At 60.2% G+C, this 16,974-nt stretch carries 13 protein-coding genes, 3 tRNA genes and 1 riboswitch; of the genes, 15 read left to right on the top strand and 1 reads right to left on the bottom strand.

Annotated features, from left to right (window positions below):
- Nucleotides 1–97: 97 nt before the first annotated feature.
- The 7 genes from HU759_RS23420 to astE all read left to right on the top strand — a co-directional run bounded on the left by HU759_RS23420 (nt 98) and on the right by astE (nt 7,969).
- Nucleotides 98–1,318, top strand: a complete 1,221-nt coding sequence (locus HU759_RS23420) for an aspartate aminotransferase family protein (RefSeq protein ID WP_017138425.1) — start codon at nt 98–100, stop codon at nt 1,316–1,318.
- Between the two features lie 246 nt (nt 1,319–1,564).
- A complete protein-coding gene (aruF, locus tag HU759_RS23415; protein WP_017138424.1) occupies nt 1,565–2,584 on the top strand; it encodes an arginine/ornithine succinyltransferase subunit alpha in 1,020 nt (339 codons plus the stop codon).
- Nucleotides 2,585–2,633: 49 nt separating this feature from the next.
- Nucleotides 2,634–3,659: an arginine N-succinyltransferase gene (gene astA / locus HU759_RS23410; RefSeq protein WP_017138423.1), complete on the top strand. Its 1,026-nt coding sequence runs from the start codon at nt 2,634–2,636 to the stop codon at nt 3,657–3,659.
- Nucleotides 3,656–5,125 (top strand): succinylglutamate-semialdehyde dehydrogenase, encoded by a 1,470-nt coding sequence (astD, locus tag HU759_RS23405; RefSeq protein ID WP_170039867.1) that lies wholly within the window; start codon nt 3,656–3,658, stop codon nt 5,123–5,125. Before astA ends, astD begins: the two co-directional genes overlap by 4 nt.
- A 153-nt stretch (nt 5,126–5,278) precedes the next feature.
- On the top strand, nt 5,279–6,625 hold the full coding sequence (astB, locus tag HU759_RS23400) for an N-succinylarginine dihydrolase (RefSeq protein ID WP_170039820.1): 1,347 nt from the start codon (nt 5,279–5,281) through the stop codon (nt 6,623–6,625).
- A 37-nt stretch (nt 6,626–6,662) separates the two neighbouring features.
- Nucleotides 6,663–6,953 carry a hypothetical protein gene (locus tag HU759_RS23395; RefSeq protein ID WP_003214319.1) on the top strand — a complete coding sequence of 97 codons (291 nt, stop codon included), beginning with the start codon at nt 6,663–6,665 and terminating at the stop codon, nt 6,951–6,953.
- A gap of 11 nt (nt 6,954–6,964) precedes the next feature.
- A complete protein-coding gene (astE, locus tag HU759_RS23390) occupies nt 6,965–7,969 on the top strand; it encodes a succinylglutamate desuccinylase (RefSeq protein ID WP_170039822.1) in 1,005 nt (334 codons plus the stop codon).
- Between the two features lie 166 nt (nt 7,970–8,135).
- Here astE and HU759_RS23385 read toward each other — a convergent pair whose 3' ends face one another.
- Nucleotides 8,136–8,645, bottom strand: coding sequence for a 6,7-dimethyl-8-ribityllumazine synthase (locus HU759_RS23385; protein ID WP_003233516.1), 510 nt, complete (start codon nt 8,643–8,645; stop codon nt 8,136–8,138).
- Nucleotides 8,646–8,759: 114 nt separating this feature from the next.
- A riboswitch (FMN riboswitch) is annotated at nt 8,760–8,929 on the bottom strand.
- 182 nt (nt 8,930–9,111) lie between these two features.
- On the opposite strand from HU759_RS23385, the gene ltaE reads away from it, so the two are divergent.
- From ltaE to mgtE, 8 genes are all read left to right on the top strand, one after another.
- Nucleotides 9,112–10,116: a low-specificity L-threonine aldolase gene (gene ltaE, locus HU759_RS23380; RefSeq protein WP_138450940.1), complete on the top strand. Its 1,005-nt coding sequence runs from the start codon at nt 9,112–9,114 to the stop codon at nt 10,114–10,116.
- 146 nt (nt 10,117–10,262) lie between these two features.
- The gene (gene alaS, locus HU759_RS23375) at nt 10,263–12,881 is read left to right on the top strand and encodes an alanine--tRNA ligase (RefSeq protein ID WP_138450939.1); all 2,619 of its coding nucleotides are present in this window, start codon (nt 10,263–10,265) and stop codon (nt 12,879–12,881) included.
- Between the two features lie 97 nt (nt 12,882–12,978).
- Nucleotides 12,979–14,220 (top strand): aspartate kinase, encoded by a 1,242-nt coding sequence (locus HU759_RS23370; RefSeq protein WP_017138417.1) that lies wholly within the window; start codon nt 12,979–12,981, stop codon nt 14,218–14,220.
- A 174-nt stretch (nt 14,221–14,394) separates the two neighbouring features.
- Entirely contained in the window at nt 14,395–14,583 is a 189-nt protein-coding gene (gene csrA / locus HU759_RS23365; protein WP_003175645.1) for a carbon storage regulator CsrA, read from the top strand.
- Nucleotides 14,584–14,645: 62 nt separating this feature from the next.
- Nucleotides 14,646–14,736: transfer RNA gene (locus tag HU759_RS23360), tRNA-Ser, on the top strand.
- A gap of 108 nt (nt 14,737–14,844) precedes the next feature.
- Nucleotides 14,845–14,921, top strand: a tRNA-Arg gene (locus tag HU759_RS23355).
- A 72-nt stretch (nt 14,922–14,993) separates the two neighbouring features.
- A tRNA-Arg gene (locus HU759_RS23350) sits at nt 14,994–15,070 on the top strand.
- A gap of 339 nt (nt 15,071–15,409) precedes the next feature.
- Entirely contained in the window at nt 15,410–16,852 is a 1,443-nt protein-coding gene (mgtE, locus tag HU759_RS23345) for a magnesium transporter (protein ID WP_017138415.1), read from the top strand.
- The last annotated feature ends 122 nt before the right edge of the window (nt 16,853–16,974 follow it).

Raw genomic sequence — 16,974 nt, 5'->3', positions numbered from 1 at the left:
AGTTGTCGCTTGGCGGCAAGGCCGCGCTGAAAACTGTCCTTACAATCCCTGCATCGCCCGCCAGTTCCAGGCAGGCGTTCCTCTTCAGGAGACTCCGATGTCCGTTGAGCAAGCCCCGGTGCAACGTGCCGATTTCGACCAGGTGATGGTGCCCAACTACGCACCTGCCGCCTTCATTCCCGTGCGTGGCGCAGGTTCGCGCGTTTGGGACCAGGCCGGTCGCGAGCTGATCGACTTTGCCGGCGGCATCGCGGTTAACGTATTGGGCCATGCCCACCCGGCGCTGGTCGGTGCACTGACCGAACAGGCCAACAAGCTGTGGCACGTCTCCAACGTGTTCACCAATGAGCCGGCCCTGCGCCTGGCCCATAAGCTGATCGACGCCACCTTTGCCGAACGCGTGTTCTTCTGCAACTCCGGCGCCGAGGCCAACGAGGCCGCATTCAAGCTGGCCCGTCGCGTTGCGTTCGACCGTTTCGGCACCGAGAAGTACGAGATCATCGCCGCGTTGAACAGCTTCCACGGCCGTACTCTGTTCACCGTCAACGTCGGTGGCCAGTCCAAGTACTCCGATGGTTTCGGGCCTAAAATCACCGGCATTACCCACGTGCCTTATAACGACCTGGACGCGCTCAAAGCGGCCGTGTCGGATAAAACTTGCGCCGTGGTGCTGGAGCCGATCCAGGGCGAAGGCGGCGTATTGCCAGCCGAACTGGCTTACCTGCAAGGCGCCCGCGAACTGTGCGACGCCAATAATGCGCTGCTGGTGTTCGACGAAGTGCAAACCGGCATGGGCCGCAGCGGCCACCTGTTCGCCTACCAGCATTACGGCGTGACGCCGGACATCCTCACCAGCGCCAAGAGCCTGGGCGGTGGTTTCCCGATCGCAGCCATGCTGACCCGTGAAGACCTGGCCAAGCACCTGGTGGTCGGCACCCACGGCACCACTTACGGCGGCAACCCGCTGGCGTGTGCGGTCGCCGAGGCGGTGATCGACGTGATCAACACCCCAGAAGTACTGGCCGGTGTGAACGCCAAGCACGACCTGTTCAAGGCGCGTCTTACGCAGATCGGCAAGCAATACGGGATCTTCACCGAAGTGCGCGGCATGGGCCTGCTGATTGGTTGCGTGCTGAGCGACGCGTTCAAAGGCCGTGCCAAGGACGTGTTCAACGCGGCCGAAAAAGAAAACCTGATGATCCTGCAAGCCGGCCCGGACGTGGTGCGTTTCGCCCCAAGCCTGGTGGTGGAAGAGGCGGATATCAACGAAGGCCTGGACCGCTTCGAACGTGCTGTGAAGACGTTGACGCAAGCTTGATGGACCGCTTGGCGCCTGGTGATCCGGGCGTCGAACAAAAATTCTAAAGGCCGGACCGGATCAAATGTGGGAGCCGCTTGTGTGGCGAGGGAGCTTGCTCCCGCTGGAGTGCGAAGCGCTCCCAAAATCTTGGGGCCGCTACGCAGCCCAGCGGGAGCAAGCTCCCTCGCCACACAAGCCCTCTCTGATTGAAAACCTGTCCGGCATTTTTTCCCCTATGAGTTTTTCGAGTTAAGGAGTGACACCATGCTGGTGATGCGCCCCGCGCAAATGGCTGATCTGGGCGAGGTACAGCGTCTGGCTGCGGACAGCCCGATTGGTGTCACCTCCTTGCCGGACGATGTGGAACGCCTGAGCGATAAAATCGCTGCCAGCGAAGCGTCTTTCGCGGCCGAGGTGAGTTTCAACGGTGAAGAAAGCTATTTCTTCGTGCTCGAAGACACCGAGACCGGCAAGCTCGCCGGCTGCTCGGCCATCGTCGCGTCGGCCGGTTACTCCGAACCGTTCTACAGCTTTCGTAACGAGACCTTCGTGCACGCTTCCCGCGAGCTGAAGATCCACAACAAGATCCACGTGCTTTCCCAGTGCCATGACCTCACCGGCAACAGCCTGCTCACCAGTTTCTACGTGCAGCCTGCGCTGGTTGGTTCGCCGTGGTCGGAACTCAATTCCCGTGGCCGCTTGCTGTTCGTCGCCAGCCACCCCGAGCGCTTTGCCGACTCGGTGGTGACCGAGATTGTCGGCTACAGCGACGAGAACGGTGATTCGCCGTTCTGGGACGCCATCGGTCGCAACTTCTTCGACCTCAATTACGCCGCCGCCGAGCGCCTGTGCGGGCTTAAAAGCCGCACCTTCCTCGCCGAGCTGATGCCGCATTACCCGATCTACGTGCCGCTGTTGCCGGACGAAGCCCAGGAAGCCATGGGCCAGGTGCACCCGCGTGCGCAAATCACCTTCGACATCCTCATGCGCGAAGGTTTTGAGACCGACCACTACATCGACATCTTCGACGGCGGCCCAACGTTGCACGCACGGGTTTCGGGCATTCGCTCGATCGCCCAGAGCCGCGTGGTGCCGGTAAAAATCGGCGAGATGGTCAAAGGTGTCGGCCGCCAGTACCTGGTGAGCAACGCGCAGTTGCAGGATTACCGCGCGGTGATGCTGGAACTGGACTACGCGCCCGGCAAGCCGGTGACCCTGGACCTGGAAGCGGCTGAAGCCCTGGGCGTTGGCGAAGGCGCAAGTGTGCGTCTGGTAGCGGTTTAAAAAGAGAGTTTCGCGGGTGGCTGCAAAGCGGCCCGTCTGAGGAGATAGCATGATCGTTCGTCCCGTACGCAGCAGCGATTTACCGGCCCTGATTGATCTGGCGCGCAGCACCGGCACCGGCCTCACCACCTTGCCGGCCAACGAGGAGCGCCTGACCCATCGAGTTGGCTGGGCGGAAAAAACCTTTCGCGGTGAAGCCGGGCGGGGTGATGCCGACTACCTGTTCGTGCTGGAAAACGACGAAGGCCGTGTGGTGGGCATTTCTGCCATTGCTGGTGCCGTCGGCCTGCGTGAGCCTTGGTACAACTTCCGGGTCGGCCTCACGGTCAGCGCTTCCCAGGAGCTGAACATTTACCGCGAGATTCCGACGCTGTTCCTGGCTAACGACCTTACCGGCAATTCCGAGTTGTGCTCGTTGTTCCTGCACGCCGATTACCGCACCGGCCTCAACGGCCGCATGCTGGCCAAGGCGCGCCTGCTGTTTATCGCCGAGTTCCCGCAACTGTTCGGCAACAAGATCATTGCCGAGATGCGTGGCGTGTCCAACGACGCCGGGCGCTCACCGTTCTGGGAAAGCCTGGGCCGGCACTTCTTCAAGATGGAGTTCAGCCAGGCCGATTACCTCACCGGCGTGGGCAACAAGGCGTTTATCGCCGAGCTGATGCCGAAGTTTCCGCTGTACAGCTGCTTCTTGTCTGAAGACGCGCGTAATGTGATCGGCAAGGTCCACCCGGACACCGAGCCTGCATTGAGCATGCTCAAGAGTGAGGGCTTCAGCTACCAGGGTTATGTCGATATCTTCGACGCCGGCCCGGCGGTGGAATGTGAAACCAGCAAAATCCGTGCGGTGCGCGACAGCCAGTCGCTGGTGTTGGCCATCGGCACGCCGGGGGACGACGCTACGCCGTTCCTGATCCATAACCGCAAGCGCGAGGAGTGCCGCATTACTGCCGCTCCGGCCCGGCTGGCGGCAGGCACGTTGGTGGTCGATCCGCAAACCGCCAAACGCCTGCAACTGGTGGTGGGTGATCAAGTGCGCGCTGTTGCGTTGTCTGCTGCTCGGGAGTCGAAATAATGAATTCGCTGTATATCGCAGGTAGCTGGCTGGCCGGCCAGGGTGAGCTGTTTGAGTCGCGCAACCCGGTGACCCAGCAGGTGCTGTGGACTGGTAATGGCGCCACTGCCGAGCAGGTCGAGTCGGCCGTGCAGGCGGCGCGTCAGGCATTTCCAGGCTGGGCTCGCCGCCCGCTGGAAGAACGCATCAGCGTGCTGGAAACCTTTGCCGCCGCGCTGAAAACGCGCGCCGATGAAATCGCTCGCTGCATCGGCGAGGAAACCGGCAAGCCGCTGTGGGAATCGGCCACCGAAGTCACCAGCATGGCCAACAAGATTGCCATCTCGGTGCAAAGCTACCGCGAACGTACCGGCGAAAAGAGCGGCCCGTTGGGCGACGCCACGGCCGTATTGCGCCACAAGCCCCACGGTGTGGTGGCGGTGTTCGGCCCTTACAACTTCCCGGGCCATTTGCCGAACGGGCATATCGTCCCGGCCTTGCTGGCGGGTAACACGGTGTTGTTCAAGCCGAGCGAACTGACCCCCAAAGTCGCCGAGCTGACCGTGCAATGCTGGGTCGAAGCCGGTTTGCCGGCGGGCGTGTTGAACCTGCTGCAAGGTGCGCGGGAAACCGGTATCGCCCTGGCGGCCAACCCTGGCATTGACGGGTTGTTCTTCACTGGCTCCAGCCGCACCGGCAACCATCTGCACCAGCAGTTCTCCGGGCGCCCGGACAAGATCCTGGCCCTGGAAATGGGTGGCAACAACCCATTGGTGGTCGATGAAGTGGCCGATGTGGATGCGGCGGTCTACACCATTATTCAGTCGGCATTCATTTCGGCTGGCCAGCGCTGCACGTGCGCCCGGCGTTTGCTGGTGCCCGAAGGCGCCTGGGGCGATGCCTTGCTGGCGCGTCTGGTGGCGGTCAGTGCGACGATTGAAGTCGGTGCATTCGACCAGCAGCCGCCACCGTTCATGGGGTCGGTGATTTCCCTCGGCGCGGCCAAAGCCTTGATGGACGCCCAGGAGTGGATGCTGGCCAATGGCGCGGTGGCGCTGTTGGAAATGACTCAGCCGCAGGCTCAGGCCGCCTTGCTGACCCCAGGCATCATTGATGTAACCGGCGTGACCGAGCGTGAGGATGAAGAGCTGTTCGGCCCATTGCTGCAAGTGATCCGCTACGCTGATTTTGCCGGGGCGATTGCCGAGGCCAACAACACTCAATATGGCTTGGCTGCGGGTCTGTTGTCGGACTCCGAAGCGCGCTACCAGCAGTTCTGGCTGGAAAGCCGCGCCGGTATCGTCAACTGGAACAAACAGCTGACCGGCGCTGCCAGTACCGCACCGTTCGGTGGTGTGGGTGCTTCGGGCAACCATCGCGCCAGTGCGTATTACGCGGCGGATTATTGCGCGTACCCGGTGGCGTCGCTGGAGACCCCGAGTTTGGTATTGCCAGCGACACTGACGCCAGGGGTAACGCTGATCTAAATGTGGGAGCTGGCTTGCCTGCGATGCAGGCGCCTCGGTTTTTCAGTAAAACCGAGGTGATGCCATCGCAGGCAAGCCAGCTCCCACACAAGGTCAGTGGTGTGTTCAAGTAACTTGATGCCTATAAAAACAGATGTTCGTGGAGCCTCGCCGATGAAATCCTGTGAAGTCAATTTTGACGGTCTAGTGGGGCCGACCCATAACTACGGCGGTTTGTCCTATGGCAACGTCGCGTCCCAGAGCAACAGCCAGCAGTCTTCGAACCCCAAGGTTGCGGCGTTGCAGGGCCTGCAGAAAATGAAAGCCCTGATGGACATGGGCTTTGTGCAAGGCGTGCTGGCGCCGCAAGAGCGCCCGGATGTGGCCGCCTTGCGCAGCCTCGGTTTCAGCGGCACTGACGCCCAAGTGATCCAGCAGGCCGCCAAGCAGGCGATGCCATTGCTGGTGGCCAGTTGCTCGGCGTCGAGCATGTGGGTGGCCAACGCTGCCACAGTCAGCCCGAGCGCCGATACGGCGGATGGCCGCGTGCACTTCACCGCCGCCAACCTCAACTGCAAATACCACCGCAGCATCGAGCACCCGACCACCAGCCGTGTGCTGGGGGCGATGTTTGCCGATGGCAAGCACTTTGCCCACCACGCCGCGTTGCCGGCGGTGGCGCAGTTCGGCGATGAGGGCGCCGCCAACCACACGCGTTTTTGCCGTGACTACGGCGAGGCCGGGGTTGAGTTTTTCGTGTTCGGGCGCAGTGCGTTCGACACCCGTTACCCGGCGCCGCAAAAATACCCGGCGCGCCAGACCCTCGAAGCCTCCCAGGCAGTTGCACGCCTGCACGGCTTGAAAGATGACGGCGTGGTGTACGGCCAGCAGAACCCGGCGGTAATCGATGCCGGTGTGTTCCACAATGACGTGATCGCGGTGGGCAACGGCGAGGTGTTGTTCTACCACGAGGACGCGTTTCTCAATACCGAGCAGATGCTCGCCGAACTGCAAGGCAAGTTGGGCAAGCGGGGTGGCAACTTCCAGTCGGTGTGTGTGCCACGCGCCGAGGTCAGCGTCGAGGACGCGGTGCGTTCCTACCTGTTCAACAGCCAGTTGCTGACCCGCGCCGACGGCTCGATGCTGCTGATCGTGCCGGAAGAATGCCACGCCAACGAGCGCGTCTGGCAGTACCTGCAAGGCCTGACGGCCTCCGGTGGGCTGATCCGCGAAGTCAAGGTCTTCGACCTCAAGCAAAGCATGCAGAACGGCGGTGGCCCGGCGTGCCTGCGCTTGCGCGTGGCCTTGAATGAATCGGAACTGGCGGCGGTGAACCCAGGCGTTATCATGACCGCGCCGTTGTACGAAACGCTGACCCAATGGGTCGACAAGCACTACCGCGACAGCCTGCGTGAAAGCGACCTGGCTGACCCGCAATTGCTGCTTGAGTGCCGGACGGCACTGGATGAACTGACGCAAATCCTTAAACTGGGCTCGGTTTATCCTTTCCAGATCAATTAAATCTGCCTCTTTTTACACCCTATGCTGAGAACAATTTATGACCACCGACACCCTCAAACTGATCCTTGAAGACACCGACGGCACCCAGCTGGAAACCTCCTGCACCCGCGTCGCCGTGGTGTGGCAGGGCAAGGAGATCTGGATCCAGCACGACGGCCGTGGCCAACTGCTGATCGGCGTGGACGTGGAAGAAGGTGACGCTGAATACGCCAACCTGCTGATGCGCCCACTGGCCACCAACCTGATGAGCCTGCAATTGGAAATGGAACCGGCCGACGTTGAAGGTGATGACGACGATCACGTTCACGGTCCTGGCTGCAACCACTAAGGAAGCTGCTTATGCTCGCCCTCGGCAAACTGCTTGAACTGACCCTCGCCGGTCGCGAACCGGCGCAAAAAATTCAACTGACTGTCGACGGCGTGCAGATGCGCTGGCTCAGCGAAGGCGCGCTTGAAGTGCGCCCTCCGCAGGCCTTGGACAACGGCGGCGACCTGCTGTTGTCGTCCGGCATCCATGGCAACGAAACCGCGCCGATCGAATTGCTCGACCGCCTGTTGCATGGCATTGCCCGTGGGGAGATCAAACCCCGCAATCGTATTCTGTTCCTGTTCGGCAACCCCGAGGCCATACGCCGCGGCGAGCGTTACCTTGAGCTGGACGTCAACCGGCTGTTCAACGGCCGTCACGAACAAAACATCGGCCCGGAGGCCATGCGCGCCGCCGAGCTTGAGCAACTGGCTCGCAGCTTCTTCAGCCTGCCGGGCCGTTCGCGCCTGCATTACGACCTGCACACGGCCATTCGCGGCTCGAAGATCGAGCAGTTCGCGCTGTACCCGTTCAAGGACGGGCGCCAGCATTCGCGCCACGAGCTGGCGCGCCTGAACGCTGCCGGTATGCGGGCGGTGTTGTTGCAGAACAAAACCTCGATCACGTTCACCGCGTTCACCTACGAGCAACTCGACGCCGAAGCCTTCACCCTGGAATTGGGCAAGGCCCGACCGTTCGGGCAGAACCAGGGCGTGGATGTGTCACGCCTGGAGACACGGTTGAAGCAGATCATCGAAGGTGATGAGCCCGAAACCGAGAGCCTCGATGGCCTGCAATTGTTTGCCGTCTCTCGCGAAGTGATCAAGCACAGTGATGCCTTCCTGCTGCACCTGCCGGCGGATGTAGAAAACTTTTCGTCATTGGCCAAGGGCTACCTGTTGGCCGAAGACGTGGCCAAGACCCGCTGGGTGATCGAGGAGGAGGGCGCGCGCATCATCTTCCCGAACCCGAAGGTCAAGAATGGTTTGCGGGCGGGGATATTGATCGTGCCGACCACGGATGCTGGCCTGATATAGGTCCCAAGACAGCCGCGATCAAATGTGGGAGCTGGCTCGCCTGCGATGGCGGCGGCACAGGCAACAGTGATGTTGACTGACCTGCCGTTATCGCAGGCAAGCCAGCTCCCACACAAGCAAGCGCCCACAAAAAACCCGGCTCTGAGGCCGGGTTTTTTGGTGTTGCTTAGACCGCTACAGCACGCGGCTCGCTGCGACGGATCGCACGCACCTTGTGCAGCGTGTCGGCGCACGTGCGCGCGGCTTCCTGGCCCTTGTGTACGAAGTGCTCGTAGAAGAAGGTGTGGTGCTCGCTGCCCGCGTGGAAGTGATGCGGGGTCAGGGATACGGAGAACACTGGCACTTCGGTTTCCAGCTGCACCTGCATCAGGCCACTGACCACCGATTGGGCGACGAATTCGTGGCGGTAGATGCCACCGTCCACCACCAATGCCGCGGCGACGATGCCGGCGTAACGGCCGGTCTTGGCCAGCAGCTTGGCGTGCAGGGGCATTTCGAAGGCGCCGCCGACTTCGAAGAAATCGATGTCCGATTCCTGGTAGCCCTGGGCGATCATTTCGGCGAGGAAGCCTTTGCGCGATTGGTCGACAATATCCTTGTGCCAGCAGGCCTGGATAAATGCGACGCGCTCGCCGTGGTGGTTTTTGCTTTTGCTGTCGATTGCGGTGGGTTGCATGTTCTGACTCCTGTTTAAGAAAAAAACAGGGCGTTATGAATCGAATGGGATTTCAAGGGTACGAACAGCGGCATCATGCAGGCATGAGTTCAGCGCGCGGCCCTTGGGTGCCAATCCCGTTCTCTCTTCATCCGGACTATGACCGTCGGCCCCGGGATCACACCGGGTCTGCTGACCTTGTCGCCGTCCTGCGTGAGCAGTTCGAGGCGCCAAGCGCTCGCGGGCTATGCACATTGCGTGCAATTACCGCCGGTGGGGAATTACACCCCGCCCTGAGAACGTTGCCGCCAGAACCCTGGCGGCGGAGAGTTTTTAACATGCTTTTTCAGAAACTGCACGATCGCCGTATCGATAACCTATATCGGTTTGTTTGGTTGGTATTCGATTGAATGCACGTGGGGCTTGATATTGCGTGGCTTTGCCCGCAGTAATCGTCAATACGACAACCCTATTCAGAGGCCCCCGGATGACCGTCATAGACCTGCGCAGCGACACCGTGACCCAACCCACCGCCGGCATGCTCAACGCGATGGCCACTGCCGTCAGCGGTGATGACGTCTACGGCGAAGACCCGAGCGTCAACCATCTGGAAGCCGAACTGGCCAAGCGCCTGGGCTTTGCCGCTGCGTTGTTTGTGCCGACGGGCACCATGAGCAACCTGCTTGCCTTGATGGCCCACTGTGAGCGTGGCGAGGAATACATCGTCGGCCAGCAGGCCCACACCTACAAATACGAAGGCGGTGGCGCGGCGGTGCTCGGCTCGATCCAGCCGCAGCCGCTGGAGGTGCAAGCCGACGGTTCGCTGGACCTGGACCACGTACTGGCGGCGATCAAGCCCGATGATTTCCACTTCGCCCGCACCCGCCTGTTGGCGTTGGAAAACACCATGCAGGGCAAAGTGCTGCCGCTGGCGTACCTGGCGAAAGCGCGGGCGTTTACCCGTGAACATGGCCTGGCCTTGCACTTGGACGGCGCGCGACTCTACAACGCGGCGGTGAAGCTCGGTGTGGATGCGCGGGAGATTGCCCAGCATTTCGACTCGGTGTCGGTCTGCCTGTCCAAAGGCCTCGGCGCGCCGATCGGCTCGGTGCTGTGCGGCTCCACCGCGCTGATCGCCAAGGCGCGGCGCCTGCGCAAGATGGTCGGTGGCGGCATGCGCCAGGCCGGCTCGCTGGCGGCGGCGGGCTTGTATGCCCTGGATCATCAGGTGCAGCGCTTGGCGGATGACCACGCCAACGCCCAATGGCTGGGCGATGCACTGCGCGACGCAGGCTTTGAAGTGGAGCCGGTGCAAACTAACATGGTGTACGTGCAGATTGGCGATCAGGCCCAGGCGCTGAAGGCCTTTGCCGCCGAACGCGGGATCAAGTTGAGCGCCGCGCCGCGTCTGCGCATGGTCACTCACCTGGATGTCAGCCGAGTGCAGATGGAGCAGGTGGTGCAGACATTTGTCGAGTTTTCCCGAAAATGATCGTGCAGACCGTCTAATTGACTGTTTCTATCGCATAAACACGCTGTACCACCGGCAAAGGGCCGATATAATGCGGCCCTTTGCCGTCGCTCCGTCTGATGATGTTGCGCACTGGCCTTTGGCCGCAGACTCCGTGGAAGAACCTAATGAAAAGCGCAGAAATCCGTGAAGCCTTCCTTCGCTTCTTCGAAGAGCAAGGCCACACCCGTGTAGCCTCCAGCTCCTTGATCCCAGGCAATGACCCAACCCTGCTGTTCACCAACGCGGGGATGAACCAGTTCAAGGACTGCTTCCTGGGCCAGGAAAAGCGCGCCTACACCCGCGCCACCAGCAGCCAGAAGTGCGTACGCGCCGGCGGCAAGAACAGCGACCTGGAAAACGTTGGCTATACCGCTCGCCACCACACCTTCTTCGAGATGCTGGGTAACTTCAGCTTCGGCGACTATTTCAAGAAAGATGCGATTACCTTCGCCTGGACCTTCCTGACCGGCGTGTTGAAGCTGCCCAAGGAAAAGCTCTGGGTCACGGTCTACGCGACCGACGACGAAGCCTATGACATCTGGACCCAGCAAATCGGTGTGCCCGTCGAGCGCATGATTCGCATCGGCGACAACAAGGGCGCGCCTTACGCTTCCGACAACTTCTGGACCATGGGCGATACCGGCCCGTGCGGCCCGTGCACCGAGATTTTCTATGATCACGGCGCCGACATCTGGGGCGGCCCACCGGGCTCGCCGGAAGAAGACGGCGACCGTTACATCGAGATCTGGAACAACGTTTTCATGCAGTTCAACCGCACCGCCGATGGCGTGTTGCATCCGCTGCCGGCGCCGTCGGTGGACACCGGCATGGGCCTGGAGCGGATCAGTGCGGTGATGCAGCACGTGCATTCCAACTACGAAATCGACCTGTTCACCAACCTGCTGAGCGCGTCGGCGGCCGCCATTGGCTGCGCCAATGACAACCAGTCTTCGCTCAAGGTGGTGTCGGACCACATCCGTTCGTGCGGTTTCCTGATCGCTGACGGTGTGCTGCCGTCCAACGAAGGCCGCGGCTATGTGCTGCGCCGCATCATCCGTCGCGCCTGCCGCCACGGTAACAAGCTGGGCGCCACCGGCAGCTTCTTCTACAAGATCGTTGCCGCGCTGGTCGCCGAGATGGGCGATGCCTTCCCGGAACTCAAGCAGCAGCAGGCCAACATCGAGCGCGTGCTCAAGGCTGAAGAAGAGCAGTTCTCCAAGACCCTGGAGCACGGCCTGAAGATCCTCGAGCAGGACCTGGCTGAACTCAAAGGCACCGTGGTGCCGGGCGATGTAGTGTTCAAGTTGTATGACACCTACGGTTTCCCGATGGACCTGACCGCCGACATCGCCCGTGAGCGCGAGCTGACCATCGATGAGGCGGGTTTTGAGCGTGAGATGGAAGCCCAGCGCGTGCGTGCCCGTTCCGCCAGCTCCTTTGGCCTGGACTACAACACCCTGGTCAAGGTTGACGTGCCCACCGAGTTCACCGGTTACGCGGCGACCGTTGGCGCGGCCAAGATCGTGGCCATCTACAAAGATGGCAAGTCGGTCGACGTATTGAGCGAAGGCGACGAAGCGGTGGTGGTCCTCGACCAGACGCCGTTCTACGCCGAATCCGGTGGCCAGGTGGGTGACTGTGGTTTCCTGAGCTCGACCTCCGGGCGTTTTGAAGTGCGTGACACCACCAAGACCGGCGGCGCGTTCCTGCACCACGGTGTGCTGGTGTTGGGCAACCTGACGGTCGGTGCTCCGGTCGACACTCAAGTCGATGCCGACGTGCGGCATGCAACTGCTTTGAACCATTCTGCCACTCACTTGCTGCACGCTGCGTTGCGCCAAGTGCTGGGTGAGCATGTGCAGCAGAAGGGTTCGTTGGTCGATAGCCAGCGCCTGCGTTTCGACTTCAGCCACTTTGAAGCGATCAAGCCTGAGCAGATCAAGGCGCTGGAAGACATCGTCAACGCCGAGATTCGCAAGAATACCCCGGTTGAAACCGAAGAAACCGACATTGAAACCGCCAAGAAGAAAGGCGCCATGGCGCTGTTTGGCGAGAAGTACGGCGACGAAGTGCGCGTACTGAGCATGGGCGGCAGCTTCTCGGTGGAACTGTGTGGCGGTATCCACGCTAACCGTACGGGCGATATCGGCCTGTTGAAAATCATCAGCGAAGGCGGCGTGGCCTCTGGTGTACGGCGTATTGAAGCGGTCACCGGTGCTGCGGCCCTGGCTTACCTCAATGCGGCTGAAGAACAACTCAAGGAAGCGGCCGGCCTGGTCAAGGGCAGCCGCGACAACCTGATCGACAAGCTGTCGGCCGTGCTGGAGCGCAACCGCGCACTGGAAAAACAGCTGGAGCAGTTGCAAGCCAAGGCGGCGAGCGCAGCGGGCGACGATCTGTCGGCCTCCGCGCTGGACGTCAAGGGCGTGAAAGTACTGGCTGTGCGCCTGGACGGCCAGGACGGCAAGGCGCTGTTGGCCTTGGTCGATCAGTTGAAGAACAAGCTCGGCCGCGCAGTGATCCTGCTCGGCGGTGTCCATGAGGAAAAGGTCGTTCTGGTTGCCGGTGTAACCAAAGACCTGACTGGCCAACTCAAGGCCGGTGATTTGATGAAGCAAGCCGCTGCGGCAGTGGGCGGGAAGGGCGGTGGTCGTCCGGACATGGCGCAAGGCGGTGGTGTAGACGCAGGCTCCCTGGACGCGGCCCTGGCCCTGACCGTGCCGTTTGTCGAGGCCGGCATTTAAGGCACTGTTAATGAGCCCATGGTCTAGTCATGGGCTCGTTTGGGTGCTGGACGATTTGTTTATTGGGCGCCCCTTTACGGGCTGAGGCGGCTTAGAAATGGCTTTGATCGTACAGAAATTTGGAGGCACCTCGGTCGGCTCTGTCGAAAGAATCGAGCAGGTCGCCGACAAGGTTAAGAAATTCCGCGACGCCGGCGATGACCTGGTGGTGGTGCTGTCGGCCATGAGCGGCGAAACCAATCGCCTGATCGATCTGGCCAAGGCAATCAGTGGTGACCAACAGCCGCTGCCGCGTGAGCTGGATGTGATCGTGTCCACCGGCGAGCAGGTAACCATTGCCTTGCTGGCCATGGCACTGAACAAGCGTGGTGTGCCGGCAGTGTCCTACACGGGCAGCCAGGTGCGCATCCTCACCGACAGCGCGCATACCAAGGCACGCATCCTGCAGATTGACGATCAGAAAATCCGCACAGATCTGAAAGCCGGCCGCGTGGTAGTTGTAGCAGGCTTCCAGGGTGTGGATGAGCAGGGCAACATCACCACCCTCGGGCGTGGTGGTTCGGATACCACCGGCGTGGCGCTGGCAGCGGCGCTCAAGGCCGATGAATGCCAGATCTATACTGACGTGGACGGCGTGTACACCACCGACCCACGTGTGGTGTCCGTGGCCCAGCGCCTGGACAAGATCACCTTTGAAGAGATGCTGGAAATGGCCAGTCTCGGTTCCAAGGTGTTGCAGATCCGCGCGGTGGAGTTCGCCGGCAAGTACAACGTTCCGCTGCGCGTATTGCACAGCTTCAAAGAGGGTCCGGGCACCCTCATTACTATTGATGAAGAGGAATCCATGGAACAGCCGATCATTTCCGGCATCGCTTTCAACCGCGATGAAGCCAAGCTGACGATCCGTGGCGTGCCAGACACCCCGGGCGTGGCGTTCAAGATCCTCGGCCCTATCAGTGGCGCGAACATTGAAGTCGACATGATCGTGCAGAACGTTTCGCACGATAACACCACCGATTTCACCTTCACTGTGCACCGCAACGAGTACGATGCTGCCGAGCGTATCCTGCAGAACACCGCGAGCGAGATTGGCGCCCGTGAAGTGGTCGGGGATACCAAGATTGCCAAGGTGTCGATCGTGGGCGTGGGCATGCGTTCCCATGCCGGCGTTGCCAGCCGCATGTTCGAGGCGTTGGCCAAGGAAAGCATCAACATCCAGATGATCTCCACCTCGGAAATCAAAGTCTCGGTGGTGATCGAAGAGAAGTACCTGGAGCTGGCAGTGCGCGCACTGCACACCGCTTTTGAGCTGGACGCTCCGGCCCGACCGGGCGAGTGATGCGATACCAGGAAGGCGCGGTATACCGCGCCTTTCATTTTTTGTGGAGCGCATGGTCTTTTGCGTGCGCTCGACAATACTTAGGTCGTTAGGGCTATGGCCATCAGGTTGTAGGTCGAACGCCTTTTTTTTGCAGACTGTTGTTCCTGAACTGAAATGCGTGAGGTGAAAGCTATGCTGATTCTGACTCGTCGGTGCGCAGAAAGCCTGATTATCGGTGATGGCGAAATCACCGTGACCGTGCTCGGCGTCAAAGGCAATCAAGTACGTATCGGGGTTAACGCTCCGAAAGAGGTAGCTGTCCACCGCGAGGAAATCTACCTGCGGATCAAGAAAGAGAAGGACGAAGAACCAAGCCTTTAATTTTTATCGTTTTTTATGTTTGCAAACGGGGATGAACGTGGTTAATATACGCCCCGTGTTGCGGAGAGCTGGCCGAGTGGCCGAAGGCGCTCCCCTGCTAAGGGAGTACACCTCAAAAGGGTGTCGGGGGTTCGAATCCCCCGTTCTCCGCCATTATTTGCTTAGTACGTTGCAATCTGGTTTTTTCGCTAAGTTGTTGAAATTAAACGAAAAAATAGCTTTACATAGAGATTGAACGGCCTATAATGCGCGGCAACAAATGCACTCGTAGCTCAGCTGGATAGAGTACTCGGCTACGAACCGAGCGGTCACAGGTTCGAATCCTGTCGAGTGCACCATTTAAGAGTCAGTTGCAGCAATGCAGGTGACTTGGCTTCAACCAGTTGTGATCTGGTCTAAAAACACAATCTGCACTCGTAGCTCAGCTGGATAGAGTACTCGGCTACGAACCGAGCGGTCACAGGTTCGAATCCTGTCGAGTGCACCATACAAACAAAAAGCCCGCCTAGTGCGGGCTTTTTGCCGTCTGGGGTTTGTGTAGGATTTCAACTCTTTCTCCTGTCTCATGTGTTTTCCTTTCGGGCTGTGTCGTCGCAGTTCATAGATGCAGCCAATGCTCAGCTTTGGCTCGCAAGCGCTTGTTCTTTCCAGTTTTTTAACGTTTAAAGCGCGCGCAGCGTGTATCATTGCGCCCGTCAGCCCCGCCGGGGCTTGTGGAATACCTCCATGGACTTACCCAGTAGTTGCTCAGTACCCCGTTTTACCAATCATGAATTGACTGATTGATCCTTCCGGCGTGCCCCGCTGCTGGGAGTGGAGTTCGCCTATGACCGAAGTAGAAGTAAAGAAAACACAAGACAGCCTGCAGGATCGCCTGGCTCAAGTCATCGAGCTGCTGCAGCGTCAGCGCGTGGTCGAAGACCTCACGCACCGCCAGGAAGGTCCGCACCACGACCGCGTCGAAAACCTGGTTCACCGGCAAAACCTCGTTGAGCTGCAACGCAAGCTCGATGATCTGCACTCCGCCGACGTCGCTTATATTCTTGAAGCCTTGCCACTCGATGATCGACTGACCCTGTGGCAGTTGGTCAAGGCTGACCGCGACGGCGACATCCTCCTTGAAGTATCCGACTCGGTCCGTGAAACCCTGATCGCCGACATGGACGATCACGAGCTCCTGGCCGCTGCCAAGGAGATGGACGCCGACGAACTGGCTGACCTGGCGCCTGAGCTGCCGCGTGATGTTGTCCATGAGTTGATGGAGGCCCTCGACAGCCAGCAGCGTGAGCGTGTGCGCTCCGCGTTGTCTTATGACGAGGATCAGGTCGGCGCATTGATGGACTTCGAGATGGTCACCATCCGCGAAGACGTCAGCCTGGAAGTGGTCTTGCGTTACCTGCGTCGGCTCAAAGAGCTGCCGGGCCATACTGACAAACTGTTCGTGGTCGACTACGAAGGCATTCTCAAGGGCGTGTTGCCGATCAAGCGCCTGCTGGTCAATGATCCGGAAAAGAAAGTAGCGGATCTGATGGCCAGCGATACGGTGAGTTTTCACCCGGATGAAGACGCCTACGAGGCTGCCCAGGCATTTGAGCGTTATGACTTGATCTCGGCGCCTGTGGTCGACAAGAACGGCAAGCTGATTGGCCGTTTGACCATCGATGAAATGGTCGACCTGATTCGTGAAGAGAGTGAAACCGAAGTCCTCAACATGGCGGGTCTGCGTGAAGAGGAAGATATTTTTGCGTCAGTCTGGCGCTCCCTGCATAACCGTTGGGCGTGGCTTGCGATCAACCTGATCACGGCGTTCATCGCTTCGCGCGTGATCGGGTTGTTCGAAGGTTCCATCGAGAAGCTTGTCGCCCTCGCGGCGCTGATGCCGATCGTGGCAGGTATTGGGGGTAACTCCGGTAACCAGACCATCACCATGATTGTGCGTGCCATGGCACTGGACCAGGTGAGTACGGCCAACTCCTCGCGCCTGTTGCGCAAAGAATTGGCCGTGGGCCTGATCAATGGCTTGGTGTGGGGCGGGGTGATCGGCGTGGTGGCCTACTTGCTGTATGGCAGTTGGTCGCTGGGCGTGGTGATGACGGCTGCCATGACCCTCAACCTGCTGTTGGCGGCGTTGATGGGCGTGTTGATCCCCATGACACTGGCACGCCTGGGGCGCGACCCGGCCATGGGTGCCAGTGTGATGATCACGGCCATGACCGACAGCGGTGGCTTCTTCATCTTCCTGGGCCTGGCGACGATCTTTCTGCTCTGATCCCCTGTGGGGGCGGGCTTGCTAGCAAATGCAAGCTCGCTCCCACACAAGCCCTCTGCGGTGCCCTCAAATTTCACGCAAAAAAAAGCCAGCATAGCGCTGGCTTCGGCTTTCAGTTGCAG

The organism is Pseudomonas sp. OE 28.3 (genome assembly GCF_014268205.2).
Taxonomy (GTDB): domain Bacteria; phylum Pseudomonadota; class Gammaproteobacteria; order Pseudomonadales; family Pseudomonadaceae; genus Aquipseudomonas; species Aquipseudomonas edaphica.
Note: the sequence above shows the minus strand (reverse complement) of the source record. Positions and strands in the feature narration are given on the sequence as shown.